Annotated in this window: 11 protein-coding genes; 4 read left to right on the top strand and 7 right to left on the bottom strand. The window is 67.6% G+C overall.

Annotated features, from left to right (window positions below; all coding sequences use genetic code 11):
- Positions 1–131 precede the first annotated feature (131 nt).
- Positions 132–3671 (top strand): ATP-binding protein, encoded by a 3540-nt coding sequence (locus PW843_28165; GenBank protein ID MDE1150441.1) that lies wholly within the window; start codon positions 132–134, stop codon positions 3669–3671.
- A gap of 43 nt (positions 3672–3714) precedes the next feature.
- Here the strand turns inward: PW843_28165 and PW843_28160 are convergent, their stop codons facing one another.
- The 4 genes from PW843_28160 to PW843_28145 all read right to left on the bottom strand — a co-directional run bounded on the left by PW843_28160 (position 3715) and on the right by PW843_28145 (position 8307).
- Complete coding sequence (locus tag PW843_28160; protein ID MDE1150440.1) at positions 3715–4470, bottom strand: proteasome-type protease; 756 nt, start codon at positions 4468–4470, stop codon at positions 3715–3717.
- A 191-nt stretch (positions 4471–4661) separates the two neighbouring features.
- Positions 4662–5612 carry an alpha-E domain-containing protein gene (locus tag PW843_28155; GenBank protein ID MDE1150439.1) on the bottom strand — a complete coding sequence of 317 codons (951 nt, stop codon included), beginning with the start codon at positions 5610–5612 and terminating at the stop codon, positions 4662–4664.
- A 4-nt stretch (positions 5613–5616) separates the two neighbouring features.
- Positions 5617–7008: a circularly permuted type 2 ATP-grasp protein gene (locus PW843_28150; protein ID MDE1150438.1), complete on the bottom strand. Its 1392-nt coding sequence runs from the start codon at positions 7006–7008 to the stop codon at positions 5617–5619.
- A 408-nt stretch (positions 7009–7416) separates the two neighbouring features.
- Positions 7417–8307 carry a LysR family transcriptional regulator gene (locus PW843_28145; GenBank protein ID MDE1150437.1) on the bottom strand — a complete coding sequence of 297 codons (891 nt, stop codon included), beginning with the start codon at positions 8305–8307 and terminating at the stop codon, positions 7417–7419.
- A gap of 204 nt (positions 8308–8511) precedes the next feature.
- On the opposite strand from PW843_28145, the gene PW843_28140 reads away from it, so the two are divergent.
- The 3 genes from PW843_28140 to PW843_28130 all read left to right on the top strand — a co-directional run bounded on the left by PW843_28140 (position 8512) and on the right by PW843_28130 (position 12061).
- On the top strand, positions 8512–8775 hold the full coding sequence (locus PW843_28140; GenBank protein MDE1150436.1) for a hypothetical protein: 264 nt from the start codon (positions 8512–8514) through the stop codon (positions 8773–8775).
- 33 nt (positions 8776–8808) lie between these two features.
- Positions 8809–9480 (top strand): nucleotidyl transferase AbiEii/AbiGii toxin family protein, encoded by a 672-nt coding sequence (locus PW843_28135; protein MDE1150435.1) that lies wholly within the window; start codon positions 8809–8811, stop codon positions 9478–9480.
- A 190-nt stretch (positions 9481–9670) separates the two neighbouring features.
- A complete protein-coding gene (locus PW843_28130) occupies positions 9671–12061 on the top strand; it encodes an ABC transporter permease (protein MDE1150434.1) in 2391 nt (796 codons plus the stop codon).
- 90 nt (positions 12062–12151) lie between these two features.
- Here the strand turns inward: PW843_28130 and PW843_28125 are convergent, their stop codons facing one another.
- The 3 genes from PW843_28125 to PW843_28115 form a co-directional block, all read right to left on the bottom strand.
- The gene (locus PW843_28125) at positions 12152–13186 is read right to left on the bottom strand and encodes a putative sulfate exporter family transporter (GenBank protein ID MDE1150433.1); all 1035 of its coding nucleotides are present in this window, start codon (positions 13184–13186) and stop codon (positions 12152–12154) included.
- A 145-nt stretch (positions 13187–13331) separates the two neighbouring features.
- Positions 13332–14498 (bottom strand): D-alanyl-D-alanine carboxypeptidase, encoded by a 1167-nt coding sequence (locus PW843_28120; GenBank protein ID MDE1150432.1) that lies wholly within the window; start codon positions 14496–14498, stop codon positions 13332–13334.
- Positions 14499–14630: 132 nt separating this feature from the next.
- Positions 14631–15485, bottom strand: coding sequence for an arylamine N-acetyltransferase (locus PW843_28115; GenBank protein MDE1150431.1), 855 nt, complete (start codon positions 15483–15485; stop codon positions 14631–14633).
- Between the last annotated feature and the right edge of the window lie 69 nt (positions 15486–15554).

Genomic DNA, 15554 nt, shown 5'->3' with positions numbered 1-15554 from the left:
AAACGGCGGTTGAAAAAGGCCGCCGCCCGGGGCCGTGGCCTGTATATCCTGTCATGGGGTTCCGTTATGATGCCTCGATGACGAGGCCCAGCCCGGAAAGGCGTGACGGCTTGCCAAGCGACTACCTGAGGATGCGCGGCAGAGGCCTGCGTGCCCGTCTGCAAATCCTGCTGTTGCTGGTGGTGGCCCCGCTCACCGGCCTGTCCATCATCGACTATGGCGCCCGCCGGTCGGAAGCCATCGAGGCCGGCCAGGCCCAGGCCTTGAGCCTGGCGCGCGCCGTGGCCGAACAGCAGTCGCTGCTGATCACCCAGGCCCGGCGCATCGCCGACACGCTGGCCAGCGAAAGCGCCAAGCTGCCGACCGACCAATGCGTGGAGGATGCCCGGCTGATGAAGACGGCGCATCCCTGGATCGTCAACCTGAACCTGATGGGACCGGACGGCCAGGCCTTCTGTTCCTCCGCCGATCCGCCGTTCCAGAACTACGCCGACCGCCCTTACTTCCAGGCCATGATCAAGACGGGCCAGCCCTCGATCAGCGACTTCCTGATCGGCCGCCCCACCGGCCGGCCGGTGGTGGTGGTGGGCCAGTTGCAGTCCGGCCCCAAGGGCGACATCCTCCGCGTGGCCAGCACCGCCATCAGCCTGGATTGGCTGGAATCCATGGGCCGCCACATGGTGGAGCGGCGCAACGCCGTGTTCCTGGCGGTGGACCGCCAGGGCACGGTGCTGGCCCGCTTCCCCGAGATCGAGGGGGTGGTGGGCGTCTCCTACGCCGACACCGCCCTGATGCGGACGGTATTGGCCACGGATGACGGCGTGACCGACGCACCCGACCTGCACGGCGATGGGCGCCTGTTCGGCATCGTGGCCGTGGGCGATACCGGCGCGCGGGTGGCGGTCGGCCTGTCCAAGGCGGACGTGGTCGGCCCCGCCAACATCGACTTCCGCCGCAACCTGCTGGTGGTGCTGACCGTCACCCTGGGCGCCTTCGGCTTCGGCATGGCTGGGCTGGAGCTGTCGGTGCTGCGCTGGCTGAAGGGCCTGAGCAACGCGGCCCAGCGCATCGCCGCCGGCGACCGCACCACCCAGGTGGAGGACCCGAACGCCGGCCCGGAGCTGGCGGCGGTGGCCCAGGCCTTCAACGCCATGGCGGGCGCCGTCGCCCGGCAGGAAACGGAACTGGTGGCTCGGGAAGAACGCTTCCGAGACCTGACGGAGGTTTCCACCGACTGGTACTGGGAAAGCGATGAAAACCACCGCCTGACCTATGTGTCCGACGGCGTGCTGCCTGTGGTCGACGAGGTGGGCAGCCTGCTGGGCCGCACGCGGCGGGAAATGGCGACCGACAGTGATGCGCCCCACTGGGACGTCTATGAGACCCTGCTGAACACGCGCACGCCCTTTCGTGACTTCACCTATTCCGTCGTGGGCCCCAGCGGCCGCATCCTGCACCTGGAGATCGCCGGCCGGCCCTTCTACGCGGCGGACGGCCGCTTCCGCGGTTACCGCGGCGTCGGCCGCAACATCACCCCACTGGTGGAGGCGCGTCAGCACCTGCAGGAACGCGACCGGCTGCTGACCACCATCCTGGAATCCATCGACCAGGGCATCGTGGCCTTCGATGCCGACCTGCGGCTGTCCATCCGCAACCGCCGCTTCCTGGACCTGATGGGCCTGGGTGCCGACGCCTGCCCGCCCGGCATGCCCCTGCCCGACCTGCAACCCCTGCTGCAGGACGGTGGCGGCGACCCGCTGGCGGGTGTGCGCCCCCCGCCGGCCGGTGGCGGCGCCCACGCGCTGGCGAAAACGCCCCAGCACCTGACCTATGAACTGAACCGGCCCAACGGCTGCACGCTGGAGGCACGGGCCACCCCCATGGCCGGCAGCGGTTTCGTCGTCAGCTACACCGACATGACGGTGCAGCGCCGCCAGGTGTCCGACCTGATCGATGCCCGTGACCGCCTGACGGCCCAGGCGCGCGAGCTGCGCACCCTGGCGGAGGAACTGGACGCCGCCCGTCGCTCGGCGGAGGCCGCCAACGCCGCCAAGTCCGACTTCCTGGCCAATATGAGCCATGAGATCCGCACGCCGATGAATGGGGTCATGGGCATGGTCCAACTGCTGCTGGACAGCCCGCTGACCTCCGAACAGGCCAACTTCGCCGCCATCATCCGCGACAGCGCCGACGCCCTGCTGTCCATCATCAACGACATCCTGGACATCTCGAAACTGGAAGCCGGCCGGGTGGAACTGGAGGAGGTGCCGTTCGCCATGGCGGACGTCATCGGCGGCGTCATGGCCATCCTGGGCCCCCGCGCCCGCGACAAGGGCATCCGGCTGGAATCGGTGGAGGTGGGCGGGCCGCCCGGCCATTACCGGGGCGATCCCCTGCGCCTGCGCCAGGTGCTGCTGAACCTGGTGGGCAACGCCGTAAAGTTCACCGAAAGGGGCAGCGTCACCCTGGAGGTGGAGGTCGGCATCAACAAGGACGGCCTGGCGCCCCTGCATTTCGCGGTGAAGGACACCGGCATCGGCATCAGCCCGACGGCCCAGGCGCAGCTGTTCCGCAAGTTCGGCCAGGCCGACACCTCCATCTCCCGCCGCTTCGGCGGATCCGGCCTGGGACTGGCCATCTCACAGCGCCTGGTCGCCCTGATGGGCGGCGCCATCACCCTGGAAAGCGTGCCGGGCCAGGGCAGCACCTTCGCCTTCACCGTGCGCCTGGCCGTCGCCCGCGCCAAGGAGGTGCCGGGCCGTACGCCGGCCACGATCAGCGGCCCGCCGGTGCGCGCCCGGCGGGCAGCACCGCCGCCGCCCACGCCCGTGTCCGCCAGCCTGCCCACGGGCGGCGGCGCGCCCCTGCTGGTGGTGGACGACAACCACGTCAACCAGACGGTGGCCAAGACCATGCTGGAACGGCTGGGTTATGCCGTCAGCATCGCCGGCGACGCCCAAAGCGCCCTGGAACAGTATGAGCAGGGGGATTTCCGCATCGTCCTGATGGACATCCAGATGCCGGGCATGGACGGTGTCCAGGCCGCCGGCCGCATGCGCGAGATCCAGGCCGCCCGGGGCCGCCCGCGCACCCCCATCATCGCCATGACCGCCAACGCCATGGCCGGCATGCGTGAGGAATACCTGGCGACCGGCATGGACGATTATGTCGCCAAGCCCTTCGCCCTGGCGGTGCTGGCCGACACCGTGGCCCGGTGGACCACCACCGGAACCGCCGCCGCCCCTTCACCCCCATCCCCCGTGATGGCCGCGCCCAAGGCCGTCGTGGCGGCGGAGCCGCCGGTGCTGGACCCGGCACCCCTGCGCCAGCTGGGGGAGTTGCTGGACACCGACACCCTGGCGGATCTGGTCATGGCCTCGGTCGCGGAATGCGAGGCGCGCGTGGCGGCACTGGAAACCCTGGCCACCACCACCGACGCGGACGCCATCGCCAAATCGGCCCACACCCTGATCGCCACCGCCGGCGACATCGGCCTGCGGCAGATGCAGGCGCAGGCTGGCCGCCTTCAGACTGCCGCGCGCGCCGGCGATCTGGCGGCGTGCCGGACGGAGATCACCGCCCTGATCGCGGCCCTTCCCGCCGGCTTGGCCGCCGTCGCCATGGTGCTGAAACCCATGCTGAAAGGAAGCGCCGCGGCGGGGAAGGCCTGAACGGGAAGCCGGCGCCCGCCGATTGAGGGCGCGTCTGTCCCGCTCAGCGCACGCTTTCCCGTCCCCACCATTCGTCGGCGGTGGGCAGGGTGCCGTAGCTTTGCCGCAGCGCGTTGGACCAGTGGTCGCGCACATGCTGGAAATAGCTGTCGGCCTCGGTGATGCGGCGCTGGACGCGCAGGGCCAGATCGTCGCGATGGTAGACCGCCAGATCGATGGGCATGCCCACCGACAGGTTGCTGCGCAGCGTGCTGTCCATCGACACCAGCACCAGCTTCACCCCGTCCTGCACCGGCGTGTCGTAGGAGACGACGCGGTCCAGGATGGGCTTGCCGTACTTGTGCTCCCCGATCTGCAGGTAGGGCGTCTCGGGCGTCGCCTCAATGAAATTGCCGGGGGAATAGATCTGGAACAGGCGCATGCCGCGCCCCTTGATCTGGCCGCCCAGCAGGAAGGAGGCGTCGAACGACACGCCCTGGGCCTTCATGGCCAGACCGTCCGTGTCGTAGACATCCCGGATGGCGGCGCCCACCAGCTGGGCCGCGCGGAACATGGACGGCACCGTGGCCAAGGTTTCCGGGTCGGCGTCGCCGATGGAGACACCTTCCTGCAGGCGGTTGACCACCGATTGGCTGATGGACAGGTTGCCCGCCGTCAGCAGGATCATGCAGCGTTCGCCCGGCGTCTCGAACTTGTGCATCTTGCAGAAGGTCGAGATGTTGTCGACGCCGGCGTTGGTCCGGGTGTCGGACAGCATCACCAGTCCGGCCTTCAAAAACAGGGCGACGCAGTAAGTCATCTGGGGCCTCGAGTTACCGTACCGACCCCTCCCGGGGGTTCTCGTTCAATTGAGCGGAACGGACACCTGCGGAAAGGCACCCTATCCCCTTGCCACCGTTTCATACCCTGAACCGTTGTGCGCGACCAGGGGTGGAGTCCCGCCGGCCCCGATTTAGGGGACCGGCGGGTTGGCACGGGCGGTGGGACCGGTTAGCGGACGTTCAGGTAGAAGGCGCTGATTTCCTGGCCCAGGCGCAGCATGTCGTCGATGAACTGGGTCACATATTCATGCAGGCCGAACTGGAAGATGTCCTCCACCCGGCCATACCGCAGGCGGGCATGGATTTCGCCGGCCAGGCGATGGCACTCGCCCCGCTGGCCGCCGTAGCGCACGGCCAGGGCCTCCAGCAGATCGGCCACCTGGGCCATGCAGGCCACCAGCGACCGGGGCATTTCCGGCTTCAGGATCAGCAGATCGGCGATCAGCCAGGGCTTCAGCCGGTCATGGTAGACCCAATGATAGCTGCGCAGGGCCGACACCGCGCGCAGGATGTTCTGCCACTGGTAATAATCCAGCACGCCGCCCACCCCTTCATAATCGGGCAGCAGCACATGGTATTTGACGTCCAGGATGCGGGCGGTGTTGTCCGCGCGCTCCAGCAGGGTGCCCAGGTGGGTGAACAGGTAGCTGTCGTCGCGCAGCATGGTGTTGGCGTAGCTGCCGCAGAACAGCAGGGAGCGCTGGACGATCCAGTCCAGCAATCCCGGCAGGCTGTCGGCGGCCAGCCGATCAGCCTTCAGCGACCGGCTCAACTGCCAGGTTTCGTTCAGCGCCTCCCACGTGTCCACGGTCAGGGCGGTGCGCACGGCGCGGCCGTTGCGCCGCGCGGTTTCGATGCAGGACACGATGCTGGACGGGTTCTCCGGATCCAGCACCAGGTAGTCCAGCACCAGCGAGGGCACGACCTCGCCATGCTTGGCGAGGTAGCCCGGCTCCGTCCCGGTGGCCACCAGGGTGGACCGCCATTCGTTGCCGGGGTTGTCCAGCGACAGCGCCATGTTGGACATGCGGTTGCCCACCTGGACCTGGCGCGCCACGCTGGCCGCCCGCTCCATATAGCGGGCCAGCCAGAACAGTCCGTCTGCGGTACGGCTCAGCATTCGGTCAGCGCTCCAGTACCCAGGTGTCTTTGGTGCCGCCGCCCTGGCTGGAATTCACCACCAGGGAGCCTTCGCGCAAGGCCACGCGGGTCAACCCGCCCGGCACCACCCGGATCTCCCGCCCATTCAGCACGAAGGGGCGCAGATCGACATGGCGCGGGGCGATGCCCTGCTCCACGAAGGTCGGGCAGGTGGACAGGGCCAGCGTCGGCTGGGCGATGTAATCCGCCGGCCGCGCCTTGATGCGGTCGGCGAAGATGGCGCGGTCGGCGGCGGTGGATTGCGGCCCGATCAGCATGCCGTAACCGCCGGACCCCCGCGTTTCCTTGACCACCAGTTCGTGCAGATGCTCCAGCACGTACTTGCGGTCGTCGTCCCGCTCGCACAGGTATGTCGGAACGTTCAGCAGGATGGGCTCTTCCCCAAGGTAGAAGCGGATCATTTCGGGGACGAAAGGATATATGGCCTTGTCGTCGGCGATGCCCGTGCCAACCGCGTTGGCCAGGGTCACCCGGCCGGCGCGGTAGGCCGCGAACAGGCCCGGCACGCCCAGCGCGCTGTCGGGACGGAAGGTCAACGGGTCCAGGTAATCGTCGTCGATGCGGCGGTACAGCACGTCCACCCGCTTCGGCCCCCGGGTGGTGCGCATGTAGACGAAACCCTCGTCCACGAACAGGTCGCCGCCCTCCACCAGTTCCACGCCCATCTCATCCGCCAGGAAGGAATGTTCGTAGTAGGCGCTGTTGTAGGAACCGGGCGTCAGCACCGCCACCGTCGGCTCATCCCGGCAGGCGGGCGGCGCCACCGACTTCAGCGTGTCCAGCAGGTCTTCCGGATAGTGGGCCACCGGCGCCAGCTTGTGCGTGCCGCACAAATCCGGCAGCAGCCGCATCATCGCCTCGCGGTTCTCCAGCATGTAGGAGACGCCGGACGGCGTGCGGCAGTTGTCCTCCAGCACATAGAACTGGTCGCCGTCCAGGCGGACGATGTCGATGCCGGCGACATGGGTGTAGGCGCCGGCCGGCGGCAGGAAGCCCTGCATCTCAGGCCGGAAGCTTTCATTGCCCAGCACCATCCGTTCCGGCACCTTGCCCGCCCGCAGGATGTGGCGTTCGCCGTAGACGTCCGCCAGGAAGGCGTTCAGCGCCCGCACCCGCTGCGTCAGGCCGGCCGACAGCCGGTCCCATTCGGCACGCGCCAGCACCCGCGGAATGATGTCAAAGGGGATCAGCCGTTCGGGGTCGCCCCCTTCCGTGTAAACCGCGAAGGTGATGCCCACGCGCCGGAACAGTGTCTCCGCCTCGCGGCGCTTCAGTTCCAGTTTGTCGGACGGCATCTCGCGCAGCCATCGTTCGATGTCCACATAAGGGCCGCGCACTTCATCCGACACGCCCATTTCATTGAATGGACCGCCTTCTATCGCCATAAACCCCTTCCCCATCGGTAGGCCCGATAGATTGGTTGAGCAAGAGCCACGCCAACTCGGCCCGGGCTAGGCTCTGCCTACGAAAAGTGCGTTTCGGCCGAGGCCAGGAACCTCGACCGCTTAAAACACAGGCAACCGCCTGGTGGTCATCGCTCAAAAATTAACCAATCGCCTTATCCGCGCGCTTGATCACCGCCTAAGGTGGCGAACAAGCCATCACCTTACACGCTTGAGGCCCGTGAATACCCTTCTTCTGCTACGCGCCGTGCCGGCATTCGAGATCCGCTATGCCAGCGCACCGCCGGTCAAGGCCGGACGGCGACCGTCAAAAGAAGTTCATGCGGGCGGGGGGCGTTTCAAGCCGGCCGGCGGTATCGCTTAAGCCATCCCGCTTAAGCCCATTCCGTCCAGGAAGGCGCCGGCCGCGCGGCTTAGGCCCCGCTCGGCATGGCGCAGCAGGGTGAAGGCGCGGGGCGGCAGGTCGAAGGGCACGGGGTGCAGCAAGCCGACCTCGATCCCCCCGCTGGCGACGGAGGCCGACAGGGCGGCGGCCCCGCCCCCGGCCTCCACCGCCGCCCGCACCGCCTCATTCGACGGCAGTTCCAGGGCGATGGGCAGGCTGGCCGGATCCACACCCATCGCCGCCACCGCCGCCAGGAAGGCGGACCGCGTGCCCGACCCGGGTTCCCGCATCACCCAGGGGGTGCCCTCCAGATCAGCGGCGGTGACGTGCTCGCGGAACACCCAGGGATGGTCGGGCGCCACGACGATGACCAGCTGGTCCAGCGCCACCTGATGGGCCTGAAGGTCCATCCCCTCCACCGCCCCTTCGACGAAACCCAGGTCGGCCACACCGTCGCGCAGGGCCGCGGCCACCTGGGCGGTGTTGCCCACCGCCAAGTCCAAATCCACGCCGGGATGGCGCCGGCGGAAGGCCACCAGGTGGCGGGGCAGCCAATAGCTGGCGATGGTCTGGCTGGCCTGCACCCGCAGATGCCCGCGCTGCAGGCCCGACAGGTCGGCCAAGGCCCGTTCCGCCAGATCCGCCCGCGCCAGCACCGCCTTGGCCTCCGCCAGGAACAGGTGGCCGGCCTCGGTCAGGGTGATGCCCCGGCCGACGCGGTTGAACAGCGGCGTCTGGTAGCGGTCCTCCAGTGCCGCGATGGCCGCACTGGCCGCCGACTGCGCCAGGTTCAGCGCCTTGGCCGCCTGGGTCACATGCTGGCGTTCCGCCACGGCCACGAAGATGCGCAGTTGTTCTAGCGTCACGGGTGAGGCCCATCCCTTCATCGGCCGTGCCGGCCCACATCGTTCGGCGGCACTGTACAGGGTCACGCCGAATGGGCATCGCCGATATTTCCAGTTGGCATTCCGACAGATACCGACGGTACCAACCTTGCCATGCCATAATCATTCACGGATTATAGGGCACCATGAGGGTTCGAGTTTCTGCCCTTGATCCAGGAATTGGTCATGCGGGACGTTACGGTGCCAGTGATGACGACGGTGAACGCGCCCTATCGCGCGAAGCTGTCCGCGCGCCAACTCGCGGAGAAGATTGCGGACACGAAGAGCGCGGATGAGTTCGTCGTCCAGGTTTACGCCTTCTTCTCCGAGGTTCCGCCCACCCTGCAAGCGCAGTTCATTACCGCCATGGGCGTGGATATGACCGAGGCACGCAGGGTCGCTAAGATCTTCGCCAGACTATCGGGCCAACAGCTTCCGCTGGCGGCGTAGCCGTCAATGGCCAGGGAAAATGGCCAGTGGCACGTGCTGTTCGACATCGCCATCAGCATTTTCGCCCAATTCAGGATGCGGCAGAATATCGAGCCCGCATGGACCTTTGGCGGCGGCACAGCCCTGATGTTGCAGATAGATCATCGGGAGAGCCACGACATCGATCTCTTCCTGCATGAGTCGCAGTCGTCTTTTCTGCCATACCTTAATCCGGAGACGCAGGGTTTCGTCCTGACCCAACTACCGGACGACTATGCCGAAACGGCAGGAACATTGAAGCTCGCTTACAAAGACATCGGTGAGATCGACTTCATTTGTTGCGCCAATATCCTGGAAAACCCCGCGCATCTCAAAACCGTGCGTGGGCGGGCCGTCCGGATGGAAACACCCGCCGAAATAATTGCCAAGAAAATATACTATCGTGGCGGCAGCATTCAGACGCGTGACATGTTCGACTTGGCTGCAGTTATCCATACGTATGGCATTGATTATGCGGCCATGGCGCTGAAACAGTGCGGCCGCGAAAGACTTCAGAAGGCCAGGGCATCCATCAACTCTTGGCCCCCTGAAATTGTCGCTGCGGCCAACTCACAACTCATGGTCCGCGGCAGGGCACGTGCTCTGATCAAGGACAGCCAGTCTCTCAGTAGCGCCGCCATTGAAAAGGCGTTGGCTAGCTTGACGCCCCCCCAGAAAACGGACTGATCCCCAACGCCAGCGCATCTGCGGTGGTCACACCGTTCGGAAGCGGGCAGGCGCTGTCCGGAAACGAACAAACTTGCGGAAGCTCAGTGGGCTTATCTGAGTATTATCAATGCCCTGAGCTGTGGTCCGCCCCTTGCTTACGCCAAAAGCCAAACGGGTGAAAGCGGGGGGCGGCATGATGGGGGGACGGATGCTGGCGACCATCGTGGGGCAAGCCTTGCGCGGCGTGCGCCGCACGCGGCCCGACGTGCTGGTCACCTTCATCGGCATGGCCATCGGCCTGACGGCGGCCCTGCTGATGGCGCTGCTGACCCGCGACCAGATGACGTTCAGCCATTTCATCCCCGCCCACGACCGCACCTACCTGCTGTCCGGCACGCTGTCAGCCCCGGGCCAGGCATCGCGACATGAGTGGATGACGCCGGGGGCCGCCGCCCGGCTGATGGCGGCCGATATGCCGGGCGTGGAGGCCACCACCCGGTTCAGCGACGGCATGCTGGTCATCCGCCGGGGCGACACCGCCTTTCGCGAGGGCATCGCCTGGGCCGACGCCACCCTGTTCCAGGTCCTGCCGCTGCCGGTCGTGGCGGGGGAGCCCGCCTCAGCGCTGTCCACCCCTGACGGCCTGGTCCTGACCCGGTCGCTGGCCCGCAAGCTGTTCAGCCAGGACGCCCCCCTGGGCCAGACGGTGGACATGGGGGGCCAGTCCTTCCGCGTCATGGCGGTGGTGGAGGATCCGTCGCCGCGCGGCCCCCTGCGCCAGGTCAGCGCCTTCGCCGCCGGCGGCAACGCCAAATCCTATCTGACCTATGCCGATGCCGACACCCGCATGGACGCCAGCACCTTCACCCAGGCCTTCACCTATTTCCGGATGCGGCCCGGCACCACCCCGGCATCGACGGACCAGGCGCTGGCCGACCTGCTGAACCGCCATTGGAAGCCCGAGGACGCCCGGCAGATGCGGCTGCGCGCCGTCCTGCTGGACCGGATCGAACTGGACCCCGACCTCAACGCGCATATCCGGGCGCTGATGGGCATGATGGCGGCCATCACCAGCCTGACCCTGGCCATCCCCTGCATCAACTTCGTGGCATTGGCCACGGCGCGGGCCGGCCGCCGGGCGGTGGCGGTGGGCATCGCCAAGATGGGGGGTGCCCGGCGGCGCCACCTGATCGCCCAGTTCCTGCTGGAGACCACCCTGCTGGTGGCGCTGGCCATGGTGATCGCCGTGTCCTTCACCGAACTGGCCCTGCCCACCGTTAACCGTGTCCTGAACACCTATATGGCGCTGGATCTGGGCGCGCCGGACGTCATCGCCATCATCGTGGGCCTGGTCCTGGCGGTCGGCGTCCTGGCCGGCGCCTACCCTGCCTTCGTCCTGTCCTCATACCGGCCGGGGGCGGTGCTGAAGGGGGTGGGTGGCACCACCGACACCACCAGCCGCATCCGGCAGGGGCTGGTGGTGGGCCAGTTCATGCTGCTGATCGCCCTGCTGAGTGTCACCCTGGTGGTCTACCGCCAGCAGGTGCTGCTGACCCGTGGCCACCTGTCCTACGATCCATCGAACGTCGCCGTGATGACGGGCACCTGCCCCCCGGCGCTGCGCGACGGCCTGGCGGGGACCGGTGGCGTCACCGGCGTCTCCTGCACTGGCGTGGAAACGCTGAACGTCCAAGGTTTGGGCTACAAGGCCGCCCTTTCCGACGGCGGCACGGTGGCCATCAGCGGCCAGCGGGTGGATGCGGCCTTCCTGCCGCTGTTCCATATCCAGGCCCTGGCCGGCCGCCTGTTCGACCCCGCCCGCGCATCCGACCAGGGGGCCGGGGCCGGGAACACCGTTATCCTGAATGAGACGGCGGTCCACGCGCTGGGCTGGTCCCGACCGGAGGAGGCGGTGGGCCGGACCGTGCGCCTGTCGTTCCAGGATGACCAGGCACCGGTGGAGGTCATCGGCGTGGTGCCCGACTTCACCATGGGCAGCGTGGAGGAGAGGATACCCGCCACCGCCTTCCGGCTGCGCGGCCGGGCCATCGACGCGGCGGAAGACAGCCTGATCTACCTGAAACTGGCGGGCGGCGCCCCCGCCGCCACCCTGGCGGCGGTGGATGAGGTCCGGCGCCGCACCAATCCCGGCCAACCCACGGACCGTTTCTTCTTCGACGACCACCTGGCCATGCTGACCCTGCTCATCCGGCTGGAAACACAGATCTTCACCCTGTTCAGCGTGGTCAATCTGCTGATGGCCTGCGCCGGCATCTACGGCCTGTCGGCCTTCACGGCGGAGCGGCGGACCAAGGAGATCGGGGTGCGCAAGGTCTATGGCGCCTCCGTCCCCGACATTGTCCGCCTGTTGCTGTGGCAGTTCGCCAAGCCGGTGCTGTTGGCGGGGGTGCTGGTGTGGATCCCGACATATCTGGGCCTGCGCCACTGGCTGGACAGCTTCGCCAACCATGTGGAGATCGGCCCGTTCAGCCTGCTGGCCCCCATCGCCGTGGCCCTGGTCATCGCCGGGCTGACGGTGGGCGGCCAGTCCATCCGCGTGGCGCGCGCCAAGCCGATCCGGGCTTTACGGTATGAGTAGTTCCCTCAGACGCCGGGCGCCGCCATCCGGCGGCTTGGCTTCCTCGCTCCGGCGGACGCGGTCGCGTCCTACTGACGGTACGGCGTACCGTCAGCCCACCGCCACGATCAGGCCCAGGCTGACGCCGGCGATGAACAGGCTGGCCAGCGCGCCCAGGGCCAGCGGGGCAATGCCCTTGGCCGCCATGCGGCCCACATGGGTGTGCAGGCCCATGGCGGCCAGGGCCAGGGTCAGCAGGGTGGTGGTGACGCCGGGCGCCCAGTCCTTCACCAGCGTGGGCACGGCGTGCAGGCTGTTCAGCGCCACCAGGGCCATGAAGCCCAGGATGAACCAGGGCATGGGCACCGGCTGGCCGGCGGTGCCCTCGCGCCGGCGGCGCATGAAGCCCAGGGTCAGCACCAGGGGCGCCAGCAGGGCCACGCGCGACAGCTTGGCCACCGTGCCGAATTCGCCCGCCTGCTGCCCCGCCTGGAAGGACGCGGCCACCACCTGCGCGATCTCATGGATGGAGGCGCCGGCCCACAGGCCCAGTGCGCGCGGCGCCAGGTGCAGCGCAGCACCCAGCGCCGGATAGGCCAGCATGGCGATGCTGCCGAACACAGTGACGCAAGCCACGGCATAGGCCGCGTCCTCATCATCCGCCTGGGTGACGGTGTTGACCGCCACCACCGCCGACGCCCCACAGATGGACGTACCGGCGGCGATCAGTTCGGCCAGGGGGGCCGGCACGCCCAACCAGCGGCCCAGCGCCTTGGTGACGACGAAGGTGGACACCAGGCTGACCGCGATGATGGCGACACCCACGGGGCCCACCGCCGCCACCTGGGCCGCCGTCAGTTGCAGGCCCAGCAGGGCCACCGCCAGGCGCAGCAGCCGGCGCAGCACGAAGGTCACGCCCGCCTGGGTCACTGACGGCAGCCCCACCACGGCGCGCAAGGCGATGCCGGCCACCACCGCCAGGATCATGGGGCTGAACAGCGCCAACCCCGGCACGCGGTGCAGCGCCAGCCCCGCCAGCGCCGGCACCAGGCAATACCCCAGGCCGGGCGCCAGACCCACGACCTTGGCCAGCGGGCCGGTTGAGACAACGGGGGAAACGGACGGTGTGGATGACACCTGAACCATGGCGGCGGTCCTCGGACGGCGGACGCTTTCCCGACCGGAAAGCGAAAAGGGGGCACGGCCCTGTCCGGACCGGCCCCCTTAAGATCGTCCACCCCGGATCAATCATCCAACTGATTGTTCCGCACATTTCAATCTAAAAATCAGATTAGTCAGCCGCAACCTTGCGGCCATGCGCACCGGCCGCGACCTTGGTCTTGGCGGGCTTGCCCTTACCCTTGCCGTGGGTGTGCGTCGCGACCTTGGTCTGATGAACGCCCCGGTTGGGCTTCTGGGCGGTGGCCACGACGGTGACACGGTGGCGGGCCGTGGCGTGGGCGGCGCGGCCGCCGCGCTGCACCGGTACCACGGCGACCTGGACCCGGCGCACATGGCCGGCATGGGCCAGGCGGCCGGTGCCGTGCGCCTTGGCCACGCGGGTCATGGGACGGCCGGCCGCCAGCGCCACCAAGTGCGGGTCGGTGTCCTGGTTGGCGAAGGCGTTGTCCAGCAGCGTCGCCATCAGCTTGTCGCGGGCGCCGGCGCTGCTGCCGCCGAACACCACGCCGAACAGGCGGCGGCCGTCATGCACGGCGGAGGAGACGAGGTTGGAGCCGGAGGCGTTGGTGAAGCCGGTCTTCAGCCCATCCATGCCGGGATAGCGGTACATCAGGCGGTTGTGGCCCACCAGGTGCCGGCCCTCGAACTCGAAATCATGGGTGGAGAAATAATGGTATTCGCCGGGGAAGTCATGGTGCAGGGCCATGGCCAGGCGGCCCATGTCGCGGGCGGTGGTCACCTGCTGGGGATCGGGCAGGCCGGAGGCGTTGCGGAAGGTGGTGTGGGTCATGCCCAGTTGATGGGCCTTTTCCGTCATCATCTGGGCGAACATCGCCTCACTGCCGCCGGACAGCGCCTCACCCACCACGGTGGCGCCGTCGTTGGCGGAAATGACGATCATGCCCAGGACGCAGTCCCTGACGGTGATGGTCTGGCCGATCTCCAGCCCCAGCTTGGTCGGTTCCTTGTTGGCGGCGTTGCGCGACACCGGCAACTCGTCTTCCCAATGCAGGCGGCCCTGGTGGATGGCCTCGAACGCCAGGTACAGCGTCATCATCTTGGTCAGGGAGGCCGGGTGGTTCTCCTCATCCGGATTGACGGCGTTCAGCACCTCACCGGTGCTGCCGTCCACCACCAGGGAGGCGTAACCCGCCATCGCCGGATGCGGTGCCGACACCAGCCCCAGGGCCAGCGCGCCCATGGCGGCGGCCACCGTCGCACCCACGGCCGCCAGCCGGCGGAATCCCCGCCGCGCCATCTCCATCGCCCCCTTCATCCCCACCTTCACCACTCCTTCAGCCCCGAACGCGAATCAAGAGTTAGGGGTAGAAGATTCCGGTGAATCTGTCCAGGTATTGGGTGTCGCAACGGCACCGAAACAATATAGGCCGAGTGAAGGGGAAGCGGATCAGTTCCAATCGGGGACGGCCGGCACGCGCATCGTCTCCACCGCCGGCAGGTCGATGCCGAAATGATCGACCAGCAGCCGGTGCAGCGCGGCGCGGTCCTCCAGTTGCCAGGTGGTGATCCGGCCCATCATGTCCTTCTTGACCTCCCGGTTCATCAGGCTGATCCGGCCGCCATTGAGGAAACGGTTCATCATCAGATTGGCGGTGAAGATCGAATCCGGATGCGTGGCGACGTATTGGCTCGACATCTCGAAGTCGACGGCATAATCGACCGAAAGGTCGGACACCCAGAGGTCGATGTCCTTGTCGCCCTGCCGGCTGCGCAGCACCCAGACATTACCGTCACGGGTCATCCAATGCCGCGAAGGGCCCGGCTGCGTCATGCCCAGATCCTCAAGAATGATGGGGACATGGGTGCCGGGTCCCCCGAAGCCGGGGTCCACGATGAAGCGCCCCTGCGGCAGATCCACCACGATGAACATATGGGTGCGCGGGGACTGCGCCCGGGGGGTCGTCAGCACGACGCGGGCCAGATGGCGGGAAACCGTGTAGCCCATCGCCTCCAGCACGGCGGCAAACAGCGTGGCGTGTTCGAAGCAGTAGCCGCCCCGGTGGTCGTGGACCAGCTTGCGCTGGACACTGTCCAGGTCCAGCCGGATGGGGCGCCCCAACAGGACGTCCAGGTTCTCGAACGGGAAAGTCCACAGATGGGCGAGCAGCAGCTCCCTCAGCGTCTTCATGTCAGGCTGAACCGGTCCTTCCCATCTCCTGCGCTGCGCGGCCGGTTCGGTCCACCCCATACGCTCCAGATACGCGCCCAGGCGCCCCAGATAGGCAGCGAGGTCGATTGTCATGGATAGGGGGCTCCTGGAAGGGGCGCACGCGGGATCGCGGCGGGGGAGTTGCACGGCAACATCATTCAT

It is taken from the genome of Azospirillaceae bacterium, from assembly GCA_028283825.1.
Lineage (GTDB): Bacteria > Pseudomonadota > Alphaproteobacteria > Azospirillales > Azospirillaceae > Nitrospirillum.
Note: the sequence above shows the minus strand (reverse complement) of the source record. Positions and strands in the feature narration are given on the sequence as shown.